The sequence below is a fragment of the Neobacillus sp. WH10 genome, assembly GCF_030123405.1.
Classification (GTDB): domain Bacteria; phylum Bacillota; class Bacilli; order Bacillales; family Cytobacillaceae; genus Neobacillus.
In genome coordinates this window covers 2,797,454-2,815,104 of the sequence record NZ_CP126110.1, presented here as the reverse complement: position 1 = coordinate 2,815,104, position 17,651 = coordinate 2,797,454, and the positions used below count along the sequence as shown (strand labels likewise).

17 protein-coding genes, 2 pseudogenes and 1 riboswitch are annotated in these 17,651 nt (G+C 38.3%); of the genes and pseudogenes, 9 read left to right on the top strand and 10 right to left on the bottom strand.

The features are described 5' to 3' along the window. Positions 1–17: 17 nt before the first annotated feature. The 3 genes and pseudogenes from QNH20_RS13280 to QNH20_RS13270 form a co-directional block, all read right to left on the bottom strand. Positions 18–1,010 (bottom strand): sensor histidine kinase, encoded by a 993-nt coding sequence (locus QNH20_RS13280; protein ID WP_283918483.1) that lies wholly within the window; start codon positions 1,008–1,010, stop codon positions 18–20. Next, complete coding sequence (locus QNH20_RS13275; RefSeq protein ID WP_283918482.1) at positions 1,007–1,681, bottom strand: response regulator transcription factor; 675 nt, start codon at positions 1,679–1,681, stop codon at positions 1,007–1,009. Before QNH20_RS13275 ends, QNH20_RS13280 begins: the two co-directional genes overlap by 4 nt. Before the next feature lie 177 nt (positions 1,682–1,858). Continuing rightward, positions 1,859–2,283 (bottom strand): annotated as a pseudogene (locus tag QNH20_RS13270) (ATP-binding cassette domain-containing protein); the annotation flags it as partial. Positions 2,284–2,510: 227 nt separating this feature from the next. Here QNH20_RS13270 and QNH20_RS13265 point away from each other — a divergent pair. Further along, on the top strand, positions 2,511–2,987 hold the full coding sequence (locus tag QNH20_RS13265) for a hypothetical protein (RefSeq protein WP_283918481.1): 477 nt from the start codon (positions 2,511–2,513) through the stop codon (positions 2,985–2,987). A gap of 107 nt (positions 2,988–3,094) precedes the next feature. After that, positions 3,095–3,307 (top strand): spore germination protein, encoded by a 213-nt coding sequence (locus QNH20_RS13260; RefSeq protein WP_283918480.1) that lies wholly within the window; start codon positions 3,095–3,097, stop codon positions 3,305–3,307. Positions 3,308–3,332: 25 nt separating this feature from the next. Here the strand turns inward: QNH20_RS13260 and QNH20_RS13255 are convergent, their stop codons facing one another. Continuing rightward, positions 3,333–4,637 (bottom strand): nucleobase:cation symporter-2 family protein, encoded by a 1,305-nt coding sequence (locus QNH20_RS13255; RefSeq protein ID WP_283918479.1) that lies wholly within the window; start codon positions 4,635–4,637, stop codon positions 3,333–3,335. Next, complete coding sequence (locus tag QNH20_RS13250; protein ID WP_283918478.1) at positions 4,637–5,230, bottom strand: xanthine phosphoribosyltransferase; 594 nt, start codon at positions 5,228–5,230, stop codon at positions 4,637–4,639. Before QNH20_RS13250 ends, QNH20_RS13255 begins: the two co-directional genes overlap by 1 nt. Positions 5,231–5,359: 129 nt before the next feature. Beyond that, positions 5,360–5,461, bottom strand: a riboswitch (purine riboswitch). A gap of 210 nt (positions 5,462–5,671) precedes the next feature. On the opposite strand from QNH20_RS13250, the gene QNH20_RS13245 reads away from it, so the two are divergent. Beyond that, positions 5,672–6,670, top strand: coding sequence for an NAD(P)H-dependent flavin oxidoreductase (locus QNH20_RS13245; RefSeq protein ID WP_283918477.1), 999 nt, complete (start codon positions 5,672–5,674; stop codon positions 6,668–6,670). Between the two features lie 28 nt (positions 6,671–6,698). Here QNH20_RS13245 and QNH20_RS13240 read toward each other — a convergent pair whose 3' ends face one another. Continuing rightward, a complete protein-coding gene (locus tag QNH20_RS13240) occupies positions 6,699–7,010 on the bottom strand; it encodes a hypothetical protein (RefSeq protein ID WP_283918476.1) in 312 nt (103 codons plus the stop codon). 306 nt (positions 7,011–7,316) lie between these two features. Here QNH20_RS13240 and QNH20_RS13235 point away from each other — a divergent pair, with 306 nt between their 5' ends. Together QNH20_RS13235 and QNH20_RS13230 are read left to right on the top strand one after the other, a co-directional pair. After that, positions 7,317–8,513 (top strand): glycine C-acetyltransferase, encoded by a 1,197-nt coding sequence (locus QNH20_RS13235; RefSeq protein WP_283918475.1) that lies wholly within the window; start codon positions 7,317–7,319, stop codon positions 8,511–8,513. An 88-nt stretch (positions 8,514–8,601) separates the two neighbouring features. Continuing rightward, the gene (locus tag QNH20_RS13230) at positions 8,602–9,546 is read left to right on the top strand and encodes an L-threonine 3-dehydrogenase (RefSeq protein ID WP_283918474.1); all 945 of its coding nucleotides are present in this window, start codon (positions 8,602–8,604) and stop codon (positions 9,544–9,546) included. A 187-nt stretch (positions 9,547–9,733) separates the two neighbouring features. Here QNH20_RS13230 and selD read toward each other — a convergent pair whose 3' ends face one another. Further along, positions 9,734–10,789: a selenide, water dikinase SelD gene (gene selD, locus QNH20_RS13225; protein WP_481857972.1), complete on the bottom strand. Its 1,056-nt coding sequence runs from the start codon at positions 10,787–10,789 to the stop codon at positions 9,734–9,736. 191 nt (positions 10,790–10,980) lie between these two features. On the opposite strand from selD, the pseudogene QNH20_RS13220 reads away from it, so the two are divergent. Then, positions 10,981–11,166: pseudogene (locus QNH20_RS13220) on the top strand (Rdx family protein); the annotation flags it as partial. Positions 11,167–11,334: 168 nt separating this feature from the next. Here the strand turns inward: QNH20_RS13220 and QNH20_RS13215 are convergent. Beyond that, complete coding sequence (locus tag QNH20_RS13215; RefSeq protein WP_283918473.1) at positions 11,335–11,730, bottom strand: Hsp20/alpha crystallin family protein; 396 nt, start codon at positions 11,728–11,730, stop codon at positions 11,335–11,337. Between the two features lie 193 nt (positions 11,731–11,923). Between QNH20_RS13215 and selA the strand changes: the two genes are divergently transcribed. Further along, entirely contained in the window at positions 11,924–13,339 is a 1,416-nt protein-coding gene (gene selA / locus QNH20_RS13210; RefSeq protein WP_283918472.1) for an L-seryl-tRNA(Sec) selenium transferase, read from the top strand. A gap of 108 nt (positions 13,340–13,447) precedes the next feature. On the opposite strand, the gene QNH20_RS13205 is transcribed toward selA, so the two are convergent. Further along, positions 13,448–13,585, bottom strand: coding sequence for a small acid-soluble spore protein P (locus QNH20_RS13205; protein ID WP_283918471.1), 138 nt, complete (start codon positions 13,583–13,585; stop codon positions 13,448–13,450). Positions 13,586–13,708: 123 nt separating this feature from the next. Here QNH20_RS13205 and QNH20_RS13200 point away from each other — a divergent pair, with 123 nt between their 5' ends. Further along, the gene (locus QNH20_RS13200) at positions 13,709–13,969 is read left to right on the top strand and encodes a hypothetical protein (protein WP_283923408.1); all 261 of its coding nucleotides are present in this window, start codon (positions 13,709–13,711) and stop codon (positions 13,967–13,969) included. 307 nt (positions 13,970–14,276) lie between these two features. On the opposite strand, the gene sspO is transcribed toward QNH20_RS13200, so the two are convergent. After that, entirely contained in the window at positions 14,277–14,429 is a 153-nt protein-coding gene (gene sspO / locus QNH20_RS13195) for a small acid-soluble spore protein SspO (RefSeq protein WP_283918470.1), read from the bottom strand. 342 nt (positions 14,430–14,771) lie between these two features. On the opposite strand from sspO, the gene acnA reads away from it, so the two are divergent. Continuing rightward, the gene (gene acnA / locus QNH20_RS13190) at positions 14,772–17,477 is read left to right on the top strand and encodes an aconitate hydratase AcnA (RefSeq protein ID WP_283918469.1); all 2,706 of its coding nucleotides are present in this window, start codon (positions 14,772–14,774) and stop codon (positions 17,475–17,477) included. Positions 17,478–17,651: the final 174 nt, after the last annotated feature.

Here is a 17,651-nt window from a genome sequence, read left to right as displayed (position 1 = left end):
CCAATGGAGCTTGTTTTTTACATGTGATAAAAAGAATTCTCCCGTTCAGAGAAAGTCAAAATCGCTTCAGTGAAAATCCCTACTTGAGAGGAAAGTGAGATGTCATGTCCCAATTTCTCGACAGTTTTCTTCGCTAGATAAAGACCCATTCCAGTTGATCGTTGATGGGTGCGCCCGTTTTTCCCGGTAAAGCCTTTTTCAAACACACGTGGGAGGTCCTCAGCAGGGATGCCCATTCCATTATCACGTAAGGTTAACTGTTTTGTTTTTGGATTAATAGTGAGGGAAATCTCCCCATGTTCATTTGTGTATTTGAGCGAATTGAGAAGGAGCTGGCGAATGATATACGTTAATGCTTTTTTATCACTTAAAACAGTTAAGTTTATTTTAGGCATTTCGACTTTTATCTTTTTAGAAATAAATGTCTTGGATTCAGCCATTACGATTTCCTTGATTAGTTTTTCAAGGTCAATTTCTTGGATGACGTAATCTTTATTAAAATCATGAAGGCGCGAGAAATAGAGTGCCTGTTCAACATAACTCTCAATCCGATTTATTTCCTCCTGCAGACTTGGTGATTCGACTTCAGTTTCTAATAATAAGCGACTGACGGCAATAGGTGTTTTAATTTCATGAAACCACTGGGTCATAAATTCAAGCTGTTCCTTCGCGGATTCGTTCCTTTTCTGAATCTGCTTCAAATAGTTATCGCTGACATTGCTCAACGTTTGTACGTATACTTTTTGCTCAAAGGTTTTCGCTTCAGGATAAGTGCCTAAGCCATCTAAAGCAAATGGCTCCCATTTTTCAAGCTGGTTTTTTTTATAAAAATAAGAGCCTAGGAAATATACATTAAAAATTATCGTCGATACGATTGCCATGTAAAGGAGACTGCCCACGGTAACCTGCAATTTAGGGTCCACACTAATTAAAGTCGAAATGAAAAACAGAATAAAATAAAAGGTAAAGAGCAGCCATTTTTGGTCGTAAAGATACTGTTTAAAGGTCATGGTATGATGTATCCTTGTCGTTTTTTCGTTTCGATAAAATCACTGAGCCCCATGTCCGCTAATTTTTTTCTAATGCGGGCAATATTTACAGTTAAAGTATTATCATCGATAAAATTCTCACTTTCCCACAGCTCCTGCATCAATTCATCCCGGGTAACAATTGATTCTTTCTTTTTCATTAGTAAAAAAAGGATCTGAAATTCATTCTTCGTTAAATCAATCTCGCAGTCACGATAGGTGATGTTCCCCTTACTCACATTTAGGATTAAGTCTTTGTGTTCAAGATAATCTTTGTCCTCTTGTTGATATGTATATGTTCTCCTTAAAATGGCATTACACTTAGCCATTAGCACCTCTAGGGAGAACGGCTTTTGGATAAAATCATCTCCTCCCATGTTCATTGCCATGACAATATCCATATTTTCCGTTCGAGAAGAGATGAAGATAATTGGTACCTTTGAGAACTGACGGAACTTATTACACCAATAAAATCCGTCATAGACTGGAAGATTAATATCAAGAAGAACCAGGTCAGGCTTCAATGCTAGAAATTGACGTTCAATATTTTCAAAATCGTTCGTTTCAAATGGTTCATATTTCCACTTCTTAAGATGTTCATAAATGATATGACTAATTTTTGGATCGTCTTCAACAATCATAACTTTGTACATAAATACCACCACCAGTTTTTTCTCTGTAAAATTATTATACAAAATCCATACTTGTAGATAGAAAGTTTATTAAATTCATAGGGATGGACCTTGTTAAATAGGTAAGGGAAGATAGAGCGGAAAATAGAATTAATGATACATTCCATGTACTTAATAATAAAAGTCCCCCACTAAAATTTAGCAGGGGATCGTGCTATCTTCCACAGTCTTCTGTGACCATTCTTCGACATTCCAAACCTTCGTTACCCAATCTTCATGAAAATCCGGTTCGTGGCAAACAAGGACGACAGTGCCTTTATATTCTTTTAGGCGCGTTTTAATTCTGCTTTTGCATCTATATCCAAGTGATTGGTCGGCTCATCGAATAAAATCCAGTTACTCTCATTCATCATTAGTTTGCAAAGGCGAACCTTCGCCTGCTCACCACCGCTCAGCTGATTCATTGGACGGGAAATGTGTTCATTTTTTAATCCACAGCGGGCAAGGGCAGCCCGAACCTGATGCTTGTCCATTGAAGGAAAGGCATTCCAGACATCATCAATCGGTGTAAGTCCTTCTGCTTTTACTTCTTGTTCAAAATAAGAAGGGAAGAGGAAATCTCCGCTTTTTATAATCCTCGCTTTGTTCATGAATTAATCCATTATAATATCATACTAGATTTTGGAAGATTCGACTATATTTTTGGCGAGAAAAACATGATAAATTAATTGGAAACAGCACCAGTATTTTTTAGATGTATATCCACCTGCTGTTTACCATTTTCCTTTTTCAATTAATGTATAGTTTGTCTATCCATTTGGGTATTGTAATGATAAAAAGGAAATATCTTATGATCGGACTAATCCTGGCCATTCTTATATTTAATTTGATTGCTTTTAAGAAAAATAAAATACTTACAGGCAATCAAATTGTTCATATTTGGACATTTACCATTGCTTTTCAGTTTATCTTCGATATGTTCGTCGAATTCAAATACCACGGATATTGGTATTTTGATAAAGAAATCGATTTGGCAGGACTGGTTCCGCACTTATTCTTAGTTCCTGCAGTTAATATGATCTTTTTAAATTGGTATCCGTATAAAAAAGGCGTTGCAAAACAAATTTTTTATATGATTTTTTTCGTCCTTTTTATTTTACTTTACGAATTCGTTACCTTATTACCCGAACCATGGGGATACTTCCACTACGGTTGGTGGAGGATTTGGCATACTGCTGTCATCAATCCAATCCTATTACTGATATTATTGGGGTATTATAAGTGGATATGTAAACTAGAAAAGAATGCCTTTTGTAAGTTGATATAGTTGCAGTAAAAAGCTTTCTTTATGATGAAAGCATATTTTTCAAAGCTGTTTAGACAAGCTCTCTTCCTTGTACATATAATAAAGGTAAAAGGGGAGGAGGGGATTGAGTGGCAGCAGTCAGTAAAGATGGCATTACAATTGGGACCATTTCCGGTGGAATCGTTAACTTTGGAGGAGCCGGTACTATTTCTCCCATTTCGGTCACCATAACTACGGCTGGAGCTGGGTCGGGAAATCAAGGGACAGTTACCAGGACAAATAGAGCAGCTCAAACTAGCGTATCCAGTATACTAGATTTAATCAGCCGGTGCTTAGCTTAGCTCCGGCTGATTTTTTGAAAAAAGATTAAGACGCTTTTACGTTTTGACTAGTTTGAATCTGCTTGATTGGTTTTGCTACATTGAAGACTATGTTAAGGAAAATTGCTGTTAAACTTCCGGCTACAATCCCACTATTTGTTAGAATTTTGATACTGTCCGGCAGTTGTGCGAATAGATCCGGAACGGTTGTTACGCCTAATCCGACACCAACAGAACAGGCGATAATCAAGAGATTTTCTTGAGATGAAAAATCTACCTTGCTGAGCATTTTAATTCCAGATGCAATTACCATCCCAAACATTGCAACCATAGCCCCGCCAAGAACAGAGGTAGGTATCACAGTTGTTAAGGCCGCAATTTTTGGAACAAACCCAAGGAAAATCAGAATTCCAGCCATTGTATAAATAACATTTTTTCCTTTAACACCTGAAAACTGGACAAGTCCGACATTTTGCGAATATGTCGTATAGGGAAAAGAATTAAATAGCGCACCAATAACACTTGCCAGGCCTTCGGATCGATATCCTTTTACCAAATCATTTTCAGTAAGTTTTCTTCCAGTGATGTCACTTAGTGCAAAATAAACTCCCGTTGATTCTACAAGACTAACTATAGCCACAAGGGTCATCGTAATAATAGGAACCAGTTCAAAGGATGGTGTTGCAAAATGAAGCGGTGCTACCATATGAAACCACGATGCATCACCAACAGCAGAAAAATCAACTTTTCCCATAAATACAGCTGCAATTGTTCCGGCAATCAATCCTAGTAATATAGAAATAGCTCGAATGAAACCTTTAAAGAAACGATAGAGAATAATGATGAATAATAAAGTGCCAAAAGCAAGCGAAATATTGGTCACTGAGCCGAAGTCTGGGCTGCCTTGACCACCTGCGACGTTGTTCATAGCAACGGGAATAAGAGTAGTCCCAATGATCGTTACGACCGATCCAGTAACTACAGGTGGGAAGAACCGGATAAGCTTTCCAAAGAACTTAGCAATGAGCATGACAATGAGACCTGAAATTAGAATGGATCCATAAATCGCAGAAAGGCCATACTGACCACCGATAGCAATAATTGGTCCAACCGCAGTAAACGTACAGCCAAGTACAATGGGAAGGCCAATACCAAAATAGCGATTTTGCCACACTTGCAAAAGAGTCGCGATCCCGCTTGTCAGAATATCAAGTGATACTAAATAAGCTAATTCCTTACTAGAAAAATCAAGTGCCCCGCCAATAATCAAAGGTACGATGACAGCTCCAGCATACATCGCTAAAACATGCTGAATACCTAAAGAGGCAGTTTTTAATGGATTTTGTTTCATCAGATTAATGCCTCCACTTTTTCATTAATGAATGTTACTTCTCCGTTACCAAGTGAGCTAATTCTTGCAAGGGATTCAACCCTTAAACCCTGTTCCTTTAGGATTTGTGCCCCTGGCTGGAAAGACTTTTCAATTACAATACCAATCCCGTTAACCTCGGCACCGCCTAGTTTCACGATTTCCACTAAACCCAGGGCAGCCTGTCCATTTGCAAGAAAATCATCAATAACAAGGACCCGATCATTTTCATTAATAAACTTTTTAGCAATTGAGATTTCGTTTGTTTCATTTTTTGTAAATGAGTGGACACTTGCTGTAAGTAAATCTCCAGTGAGTGTTAAAGATTTTCTTTTTCTGGCAAAAACAACAGGTACATTCAAATGGTATCCTGCCATTACAGCAGGGGCAATCCCTGAAGATTCAATCGTTATGATTTTTGTTATTCCTTCATTAGCAAATCGTTCTGCAAATTCTTTCCCAATTTCAAGCATCAATTTAGGATCAATTTGATGATTTAAAAACGAATCAACTTTTAATACGTTTTCATTCAGAACTAGACCGTCTTTTTTGATTGTTTCTTCTAATAACTTCATACTTTACCCCCTGTAAAAAATAAAAAAGCCCAAAGGTCATTGCTCACATCAAAAATTGAGTGAGGTAATGACCTTTGGGCTTTATGTCCAAAAATGAAAAAGAAAAAGCACACTAATAATAATTGCGTCCTTCTCTCATTACCCACTCATAGTCAGATTATTTACGGTAATCCGGTAGAAACTTCCAGGCCAAATCCCTGCGATTATATGAGCGAAGCCTTATAAATTTATGTACACATTATAACACGGTATGTGTGTATTTCAACCCTCTACTTCAAAATAAGCGAACGATAAAAAAATAATAATTATCATTGTTCGGTTTTTAAAACGCTTTCAACTTATCATTAGAGTCTTAAAATAATGATTGAATACTCATTCAGTTTCAGGTACTATAAGAATAAGTAATCTATTCTGAAAATTCAAAATCGAGAGGTGGACGTTATGAAAAAATCTATTCCTGAAAACTGGTGGAGTCAATTAAGGTTACCGGTCATATCTGCACCTATGTTTCTGGTGTCAGGCACCGAGCTTGTTAAAAATTGTTGTTTGAATGGTGTTATTGGTTCATTTCCTGCTCCAAATGCAAGACCAATTGAGATTCTTGACCATTGGATGGGTCAATTAAATGAAGAGCTGGAAAAGGCTCGCGCCAATGATCCACACCGAAAAATTGCTCCATGGGCGATGAATATGGTGGTACATAGCTCCTACAGCCGCTTGCAGGATGAATTGGCTTTAATTAAAAAACATAAGCCACAGGTAGTAATTACTTCTTTGGGTAGTCCAAAACTAGTAGTTGACATTGTTCATGAATATGGCGGCCTCGTATTCTCAGATGTGAGTGATGTAAAATTTGCAATGAAAGCAGCAGAGGCAGGTGTCGACGGTCTGATTTTAGTAGCTAGTGGAGCTGGAGGGCATGCAGGAAAAATTAATAGCTTTGCTTTTGTTGATATCGTGAGGAGCTTCTGGGACGGTATTATTGTTCTAGCAGGTTCAATTTCAACCGGCAAGGGCATTTTAGCTGCACAAGCGGCTGGAGCAGACCTAGCCTATATGGGTACACGCTTTATTGTTGCAACAGAAAGTATGGCGACAGACGAATATCGTGAAATGTTAGTTGAGGCTACGCAGGAAGATATCATTTTAACGGATGCTTTCTCGGGGGTAAACGCTAATATGTTGAAACCTAGTATTAAGAAAGCAGGTCTTGACCCGGAACAATTGGTAAGGAAAGACAAGGTTAACTTTGACGATATGCAAAAGGAAACAAATGCAAAGGCCTGGCGGGATATTTGGTCCGCTGGCCATGGCGTTGGGGCGATTGATCGAATTGAATCAACCGCTGATATTATTAACCGTTTGGAAGACGAATACCAAAGAGCACTCGAAACCATAAATCGTAATGCCGGGAAATTAAGTACCATTCAGGTTAAATAAAAATAATTTTTAGAAAAAAGGAACCAATTCATTGTTTGGTTCCTTTTTTCTGTCTTTTTTTGTTTTTCAGCTTCGGCACGATCTTTATCACTTTATATCCCGGTTTTACTTTTATCTTTATGGTTCCATTGTTGGTTATTACATTGTACATCGTATATTTTCGCGGCTGATGTTCTAGCATATCTATTTTCTGTATTGTTTCTTTCCGAAAATGTCTTTGTATTTTTTTAACTTGTTTTTCGTGTTTTTCACCGGAAAAGAAATCATATAAAAAAATAAAGATATAAATAAACAGACCACCTAAAATGATGGCATATAGTGCAGAGGATAAAATTGACAATTTTGACATCCTTTCTAACTAGATTGTAAAAAGGTACAAGGAGTATTATAGCGGAAAGATACATGCTTTTAAAATGTTTTTTCGAGTTATGAGGAATGAAAATATAAGGAAATAACCTAAAATTAACATGGGTACACTAAAAAAGATCGAAAAATATTTGTCCACTAGTAGTGAACAAAAGCAAAAAAGTATGATAAAGTATACTATAGAATTCTATACATACCACAGCTTAATAAGAATTGGCGTGTCCTCTCCATATGGACAATCGTGTTTTTTTATCATTAATAGACTAAGGGGGAATGAAATGTGTCCAGTAACACATTGGAGCAATTTTTAAATGAAAATCTTGAAGATTTAAAAGGAAAAGGTTTGTACAATGTCATTGACCCGTTAGAAAGCCCAAATGGACCTGTGATTACGATTAATGGCAAAGAACTTGTAAATCTTTCTTCTAATAACTATTTAGGTTTAGCTACAGATGAACGTCTTAAAAAAGCAGCTACTGATGCGATTGAGAAATATGGTGTTGGAGCTGGAGCAGTTCGGACAATCAACGGGACACTTAAGCTTCATGTCGAATTAGAAGAAAAATTAGCTGAATTCAAACATACCGAGGCAGCGATCGCTTATCAATCAGGTTTTAACTGTAACATGGCGGCTATTTCTGCCGTAATGGACAAAAATGACGCTATTTTATCTGATGAATTAAACCATGCCTCCATTATTGATGGCTGCCGATTATCAAAAGCTAAAATTATTCGTGTCAATCACTCTGATATGGAAGACTTACGTGCGAAAGCAAAAGAGGCAAAAGAATCAGGACTCTATAATAAAATTATGGTTATTACTGACGGGGTATTTTCTATGGATGGCGATGTGGCATTATTACCAGAAATCGTCAAGATTGCCGAGGAATTCGACCTCATAACTTATGTTGACGATGCCCATGGGTCTGGCGTCCTTGGAGATGGTGCAGGGACAGTTAAGCATTTTGGACTTTCTGATAAAATTGATTTCCAAATTGGGACTTTATCAAAGGCAATTGGTGTGGTCGGCGGCTATGTCGCTGGTAAGAAAAACCTAATTGACTGGTTAAAGGTTAGAAGCCGTCCATTCCTATTCTCGACTTCATTAACTCCTGCAGATGTGGCGGCAAGTAAGAAGTCCATTGAAATATTAATGGAAAGCACCGAGCTTAACAAAAAGCTATGGGAAAATGGCAACTACTTGAAAAAGGGCTTAAAAGAATTAGGCTTTAATATTGGGAACAGTGAAACCCCAATTACTCCATGTATTATTGGCGATGAAACACTTACGCAGCAATTTAGTAAACGCCTAAATGAAGAAGGGGTATATGCGAAATCGATTGTGTTCCCAACTGTTCCAAAAGGGACCGGTCGTGTCCGCAATATGCCAACAGCTGCCCATACAAAAGAAATGCTTGATCAAGCCATTGCAATTTATGAAAAAGTCGGTAAGGAAATTGGCGTAATTAAAGGGTAAAGTGAATGGCACCCATGGTAAATGGGTGAGACATTTATAAGGAAAATAGATTTATTCAGCATTAACTGAAGAGGACGGAGAAACAACGATGAAGCGAATTTTAATCACAGGTGCTTTAGGACAAATTGGATCAGAATTAACTTTAAAGCTAAGAGATATTTATGGTGCAGATAACGTTATTGCTACAGATATCAAGAAGAATGACAGTGAGGCAGCCCAAAGTGGTCCTTTTGAAACTATAGATGTTACCGATTTAAACAAAATGGTTGAGACTGCCAAAAAGTACCAGGTTGATACAGTAATGCATTTGGCCGCACTCTTATCGGCTACAGCAGAAGCAAAGCCAGTATTTGCTTGGAATTTAAACATGGGCGGGTTAATGAATGCTCTGGAAACATCTAGAGAACTAAATGCCCAATTTTTCACACCTAGCTCGATTGGAGCATTTGGTCCATCTACACCAAAGGATCTTACCCCACAGGATACGATTATGCGTCCTACTACAATGTATGGTGTTAATAAGGTTGCAGGTGAACTGCTTGCTGATTATTACAACCATAAATTTGGTGTCGATACCCGTGGATTGCGTTTCCCAGGATTAATCTCCTACGTCGCACTCCCTGGCGGTGGGACAACAGATTATGCCGTTGAAATCTATTATGAAGCTGTTAAAAATGGCAAATATACATCCTATATCGATAAGGGCACTTACATGGACATGATGTACATGCCGGATGCCTTACATGCGATCATTGATTTAATGGAAGCAGATGCCTCAAAATTGATTCATCGCAATTCCTTTAATGTCACTGCAATGAGCTTTGAACCCGAAGAAATTGCTGCAAGTATTGCAAAGTATATTCCTGGCTTTACGATTTCATTTGCTGTGGATCCAGTCCGTCAAAAAATTGCCGACAGCTGGCCGAATTCGATAGATGCTTCAGCTGCAAAAGAGGAATGGGGCTTTAAATTCGAGTATGATTTAGACAGAATGACGAAGGATATGCTTGAAAAGCTGAGTCAAAAACTATAAATGCCTGAATCCTGAGCCAAAATGGTTCAGGATTTTTTCATAAAAGGAACAATGTCTCATTTTCAGGAATTTTTTCGTTCATTTTCAAAAGGTTTTGGTTTTTTTCCGGCATTGGCTCCGGTTTATGTCTGTTTTTCCATTTCATAATAAAAAAAATTAAACAGCGAAGCTCAAGAAGGCCTCGCTGTCATCGCTTAACATAAATAAGTTTATCCTTTTTCTCAGTCACCTTGCCAATAATTGCAGCATGAGTTAATCCCTTAGATTTGAGCTTATCGACATACTCAGCAGCATGTTCTTCACTAATTGAAATAAGAAGACCACCAGAGGTAATGGCATCACAAAGGACAAGCTGTTCTTCAGGAACAATGCCTTCATAAACGACGTCATCACTTAACCATTCATGATTGGACTTAGATCCTCCAGGAACCACACCATCTCTTGCTAGTTCAACTGCTCCCTCAAGAATGGGAACTTGACTAAAGGAAAATTCAAAACTCACATCACTACCACGCGCCATTTCACTGCCATGGCCAAGTAACCCAAACCCGGTTACATCAGTAACAGAATGTGGCTGATAATTCATTAACACTTCTGCAGCTGTTTTATTGAGCATCGCCATCGTTTCGGTCACCACTTGTTCCTGTAAAGGGGTTACCGCACATCTTTTTATCCCTGTAGTAATGATTCCCACACCAATCGGTTTTGTCAATACAAGAACATCACCAGGGTTTGCGCCAACATTTTTCCATACCTTGTCAGGATGTACAATACCTGTAACTGATAGGCCAAATTTTGGCTCTTGATCATCAATTGAATGACCGCCAACCGTTATTGCTCCCGCTTCCTTTACTTTATCAGCGGCACCGCGAAGGATTTCGGAAAGCATCTCTGCACCGAGCTTTTTAATCGGGTAGCCGACAATATTCAATACGGTTTTCGGTTCCCCGCCCATTGCGTAGACATCACTTAACGCATTTGCAGCTGTGATTTGACCAAACATATAGGGGTCATCTACTATTGGGGTGAAATAGTCAACGGTTTGAATTAATGCGATGGAGTCGGTTAAACGATATACCCCGGCATCATCAGATGTATCAAGTCCCACTAATAATTCGGGAACAGGTTCTTGTTTAGGTAATAGACGCAAAACTTGCGCCAGGTCCTCTGGACCAATTTTGCAGCCTCAACCAGCTTTTGTTGATAAAGAAGTCAGGCGAATTTTTTCTTTTTCACTCAACATGTCCACCTCCATTTTATTAGTATAACTCTTTCATTTATTATCCGCACTAATCATGATGAACAATTGCGGAATAATAGGGGATAGGTTAAAATGTTTTTACAATCTGAATGTTAAAAAAATTGTTTTAGGAGGATTTTATGAAGACTTACCATGTAGTGATCGAATTTTGCATGCAATGAAACTACTCACCAAAAGCCGCGAGGTTCGCGGAAAAATTGTTTAACCATTTTAATCGAAACATTCAAAAGCTAGAACTTATTCCTAGTTCAGGCGGTGCATTCGAATTGACGGTCGATGGGGAAAAGATCTATTCAAAGCTTGATACAGGTATTTTTCCAGATGCAGAAGAGATGATTAAAATTATTGAGTCAAAATAGAAGAAACCCTCATAGCGTATAGTTATGAGGGTTTTATATTGGCTAAGGAAAGTATAAGTGCAACTACGCCTCTGTCTTCGCCCTTAGGGGCTCGCCAATCGGCGAGTTTTCTTTATCGGTAACATTTTTATGTTAACTGGATATTAAAAATTACACCTTAAATTGAACTTAAGGCAGGGTAATAAATCTGTTTTTTCCTAATCCATTTTCAGTCTTAGATATTAAAACCTCTAATATTCCATTTGTGAATGATGCGGATACTTCTTGTCTCGTAACGAGAAAAGGGAATTCAATCGAACGGCTCTTTTTTAATATAGCAGAAGGGGGGGATTTGCAAGCAGAAATCATTAATATTGTTTCTTCTATATATACCTTTATTTCTGAAGCTTCAAATTCATTTAAAATAGCCTCGACAATCCATTCCTTTTCAGTCTCATAAAGATCGATTTGGAATTGAGTTTGGTCATAATAGGATGTAAGCGGGTCCAAAAAATAATTCTCCAGCCATTTTTCCACTAAATCAAAATCAAAGGATTGATTCTGCTGTTGTTTCTTTTTTGTCATTTCCTATCCCCCTTGCTCGGTTCATTTTATTCAACCAGACTAAAAACGTGAAACTCCTGTGATATAATAAGTGAGGAAAACTTGCGACTGGCGAGCCCTGAAGGTGATGAAAGAGGCGTAGTTGCACTTATGCCTGATAGTATAGAAATACTTTCTAGCGTCTAAAAGAAGGATTTGTGAAGGAGTTTTTATCGTGAAAGAATGGTTACGTTCAATCCCAGCAGTCCATGAACTTCAAAATCATGGAGAATTTTTAGATCTTCTTAATGAAAGTCAGCTCGATCATTCTCAGCTTACAAAGCAATTAAAAAATACCCTTGAGCAAATTAGGTATTCCATCATAAACGATCAATGGCAGGGAGCTATTCCTGGAACAACCCAATTTATTGATGAATTATTTACTACTATGAAAGTAAAAGTAAAAAAACAATTATCTTATACGATTGAAAAAGTAATTAATGCAACGGGTACAATATTACATACAAATCTTGGAAGGGCGAGATTAAGCAAGAAAGCGATTCGCCATGTGGTAGAAACGGCGCACAATTATTCAAATCTTGAATACAAACTAAATGAAGGGGAACGCGGTTCACGCCATAGTCATGTTGAAACACTTCTGAAAGACATTACCGGTGCTGAAGCAGCTATGGTCGTTAATAATAATGCATCCGCCGTTTATCTTGTATTAAGGGCACTTGCAAAAAATAAAGAGGTTATTGTTTCTAGGGGACAGCTTGTTGAAATCGGCGGCTCGTTCCGTATCTCTTCCATTATGGAAGAAAGTGGAGCCTTACTTAAAGAAGTAGGAACAACCAATAAAACACATCTTTACGATTACGAGAATGCTGTTTCTGCTGAAACCGCAATTGTGATGAAGGTCCACACAAGTAACTTTAAAGTAGTCGGATTTACAAAATCTGTCGAAACGGAAGAACTGATAGAATTAACAAAAAGGTTAGAGGGTGTTGTTTTTTACGAAGACCTTGGCAGTGGAGTACTCTATGACTTCCGTAAGCATGGAATTGGTGAGGAACCGGTCGTGAAAGAGGTCATTGAATTAGGAGCAGATGTAGTTACCTTTAGTGGAGACAAGCTTTTAGGCGGACCACAGGCAGGGATTATCGTCGGAAAAAAATGTGTAATTGACCGATTAAAAAAACACCAGTTAGCAAGAGTTGTTCGGGTTGATAAAATGACGTTAGCTGCACTTGAGGGTACATTAATCGATTATGCACGCAGTGAAACAGCAATGAGAAATATTCCAACAATCCGTGATTTGTTAGTTTCTCTTAATGAATTAGACGAAAGGTCGAAAGCATTTGTTACAAAGTTGTTACAAAGGACAAATAGATTTCAGGCAAAAGTTTTTCAAGATGCAAGCCAAGTGGGCGGGGGAACAATGCCTGATGTCCTGCTCCCAACTATGGTCATTGCTTTAAAACACGAGTCCCTTACTGCAGAGCAGCTAGCAAGAAAACTTCGAACAGAATCGAAGCCAGCGATCATCGCACGGATTCAAAAAGATGAATTTCTCCTTGATCTAAGAACGGTGACTCCAGAAGAAGAAGATATCTTACTTGAAGCATTACAAAACATAAACCCCTCATAATGCAAGAGGGGTTTATGTCTCTATTATGAAAAATTAATGGTTTGGACTTTGAGAATTAAAAAGCTGCTACGACTAGAGACTAATGTATTTTTACATAGTGTTTTCCTTTTACATATCATGATGTGAGTTGTGTTTCGCTCTTGAATGATTGTTATTCTTTACTTTATGAGAACCGCTCAATGGTACAGGCTGGCCAGACTGCTTTTGTGCATTTTTCCGCATATCTTTTCCATCGTTTTTGTTCATGTTTTATCCCTCCTCATTCATTAGGATGCAATCAATAATTCTTTTTATGCCCGAATATTTTTTTCTGATCTGAGCAATTTAAAGGGTATATAAAATGAAGGAGTGAGATAAATCATGAAAAAATTGCCTTACAACAAGGACAAACAACAGGCTTTCCAGGCTGCACAACAAGGATATGAGGAAGCACAAGGTCTTTTTGCGACAATTATAAGTGATAGTGCCAGTTATGGTCATCAATTAAAGCATTTAAAGAACGAAGTAAATGAAGCGTATCAGCAAATAGAAAATGCTCTTGAAGTCGCATCAGAACAGCAACGAGCACAATTAGAACGTTTCCAACAGGATTTGCAAAATATCGTTTCAGAAGTAAATCAGGCGGAATAGTATAAACAGGAAGGGAACCCATTTCGGATTCCCTTCCTGTTTTTTATCCCGCATTAACGGGCAGGTAAGATCCACCACTTTAAGACGTACAGGGAACTAAAAAGGATAAGTGGGGATCAACTGCCCGTAAATGCTCGATTGGTGAGATAAAGTGAAACTTGCCGATGTGCTTTTCATCGGCTTAGTTGAACCAATCGGGTTCGTATTGTCTCTAATATCAAGGCGATAGCCTTGATATTAGAGACAGTAGAACGGGACTAACAATCAGTGGGGGATGGAAAAAACCCCCACTGATTGAAGTTTCACTTTATTGATTTTTCTTGCGCTTTTTATTGTTCATTCTCTCTTTTGCTGATAATTCCGGTTCACTTGCTAATTCCTCGTTGAAACCGGCTCCTTTTCCTTGGCCTTTAGCAGCATTCATCCTTGAAATTACATGATTAGATTTTCGTTTTACCATTTCATTCACCTCCCGATACTGTTACTATTTCCTTTGTATCTTTAAAAATGACAATGAAAAAGTTTTTTGAGATAATAAAAAGGAAGATGAGAATTTTTCCCTGAACTCATTTCATTCTAGTGTTAAGGCGATTTTCATAATATTCCGAACAAATTACATAAAAAACATAAGAAAAACTTATCAATCACAATAACTTTCTTGTTATTTACTTATGTAAAACGTTGTATTAAGATTAGAATTGTGAGAAAAGTGCAGTTGGATGGGAAAATTCAAACTTTTCGATTTTTCGTTAATTCTAATTGAAGTTTCACTGTTTTATTACGAATGAGGGGGTTTTTACAAATGGTTAAAAATGATGTATTTAACGCACGTGCTTCCTTTGAAGCAAACGGTAAACGCTACCACTATTACCGCTTAAGTGCACTTGAAGAAACAGGTATTGGCAAAGTATCTAAATTGCCATATTCTGTAAAAGTCTTACTTGAATCAGTACTTCGCCAATATGATGGGCGTGTAATCTCAAAAGAGCATGTTGAAAACTTAGCAAAATGGGGAACAGATGAGATTAAAGAAGTAGACGTTCCATTTAAACCAGCTCGTGTTATCCTGCAAGACTTTACTGGAGTTCCAGCAGTTGTCGACCTTGCTTCCTTAAGAAAAGCTATGGCTGACCTTGGCGGAGATCCAGATAAAATAAATCCAGAGAAAACGGTCGATCTTGTTATTGACCACTCCGTACAAGTTGATGCTTACGGTTCTGCGGATTCCTTAAAAATCAATATGGATTATGAATTTGAACGTAATGCTGAACGTTACCAGTTTTTAAGCTGGGCTCAGAAATCATTTAATAACTATCGTGCTGTTCCACCTGCGACCGGGATTGTCCACCAAGTTAACCTTGAGTATTTAGCGGACGTTGTTCATGTTGCTGAAACTGACGGTGAATTAGAGGCTTATCCAGATACATTAGTCGGTACTGATTCTCACACTACGATGATTAACGGTCTTGGCGTTCTTGGATGGGGCGTAGGAGGTATTGAAGCAGAAGCAGGAATGCTTGGACAGCCATCGTATTTCCCAGTGCCAGAAGTAGTAGGGGTTAAACTAATTGGCGAGCTTCCAAACGGTGCCACTGCAACTGACCTTGCACTTAAAGTAACGCAAGTTCTTCGTAAACACGGAGTTGTTGGTAAATTCGTTGAATATTTTGGACCAGGGGTTTCTACATTACCACTTGCAGACCGTGCAACAATTGCGAATATGGCTCCTGAATATGGTGCCACATGCGGATTCTTCCCAATTGACGATGAAGCATTAAGCTACATGCGCCTAACTGGTCGTGAAGAAGAGCAAGTTAAGGTTGTTGAAGAATATTGTAAAGCAAACGGACTATTCTTCGATCCAGCTTTCGAACCAGTCTATACAGATGTAATCGAAATTGATCTTACCGAAATTGAAGCAAATCTTTCTGGTCCAAAGCGTCCACAAGATTTAATTCCACTTTCTAAAATGAAGCAAGAATTCGTGAAAGCTGTTTCTGCACCACAAGGAAACCAAGGATTCGGCTTAAGCAGTGATGAGCTTGAAAAATCAGCTGTCGTAAAATTTAATAACGGTGACGAAACTGAAATTAAAACAGGTGCAGTTGCGATCGCTTCAATCACAAGCTGTACAAACACTTCTAACCCATATGTTTTAGTGGGTGCAGGTCTTGTTGCAAAAAAAGCAGTTGAACTAGGAATGGAAGTTCCAAAGTTTGTTAAAACCTCTTTGGCACCAGGATCAAAGGTTGTAACTGGATACCTTCGTGATTCAGGATTACTTCCATACCTTGAGCAAATCGGCTTCAACCTAGTTGGTTATGGATGTACAACATGTATCGGTAACTCCGGTCCATTAAAAGAAGAAATTGAAAAAACAATTGCTGAAAACGATCTTTTAGTTACTTCTGTACTTTCAGGTAACCGTAACTTTGAAGGACGAATTCATCCGCTTGTAAAAGCAAACTATCTTGCTTCACCACCACTTGTTGTTGCTTACGCACTTGCTGGTACTGTAAACATTGATTTCGCTTCTGAAGCAATTGGTAAAGATAAAGACGGCAACGATGTCTTCTTCAAGGATATTTGGCCATCCACTGCTGAAGTTAATGATGTTGTGAAACGCACGGTTACTCCTGAACTATTCCGTAAAGAATACGAGAACGTGTTCGGTGACAACCAGCGTTGGAATGAAATCAAAACAAGCAATGAGCCATTATATACTTGGGATGAAGATTCAACATATATCGCAAACCCACCATTCTTTGAAGGCCTATCACCAGAACCTGGCAAAGTAGAACCTTTATCAGGACTTCGTGTGGTTGGTAAGTTTGGTGACTCTGTTACAACAGACCATATTTCACCTGCAGGGGCTATTGGTAAAAATACTCCAGCTGGTAAATACTTGCTTGAAAAAGGCGTTCAGCCTCGTGACTTTAACTCCTACGGTTCTCGCCGCGGTAACCATGAAGTTATGATGCGCGGAACATTTGCGAACATTCGTATTCGTAATCAAATCGCACCAGGAACAGAAGGCGGTTTCACTACTTACTGGCCAACTGGCGAAGTAACATCGATTTACGATGCTTGTATGAAGTATAAAGAAAACGGCACTGGCCTGATTGTTCTTGCTGGTAAGGATTACGGAATGGGTTCTTCACGTGACTGGGCTGCAAAAGGTACCAACCTTTTAGGCATTAAAACAGTTCTTGCTGAAAGCTTTGAACGAATTCACCGTTCAAACCTCGTGTTAATGGGTGTACTTCCACTTCAATTTAAAGAAGGCGAAAGCGCTGAAACACTTGGTTTAACCGGTAAAGAAACAATTGATGTCCAAGTAGATGAAAACGTAAAACCACGTGACCTTCTAAAAGTAACAGCTACAGACGAAGCTGGTAACAAGAAAGAATTCGAAGTACTTGTTCGTTTCGATTCTGAAGTTGAAATTGATTACTATCGTCACGGCGGGATTCTGCAAATGGTTCTACGCGAAAAATTACAAGCTTAATAAGTTTAAAACACCATGTCAATGTAGGCATGGTGTTTTTTAAAGGAAACGATTGACAATTCATACTATTTTTGAATAAAATAAAACTAACAAACGAAAAGGAATGGTAAAGAGGCATGAAGTTATAATCTTATTTTTCAGTACATGATTCGTATTAACGAAAAATGAAGAACC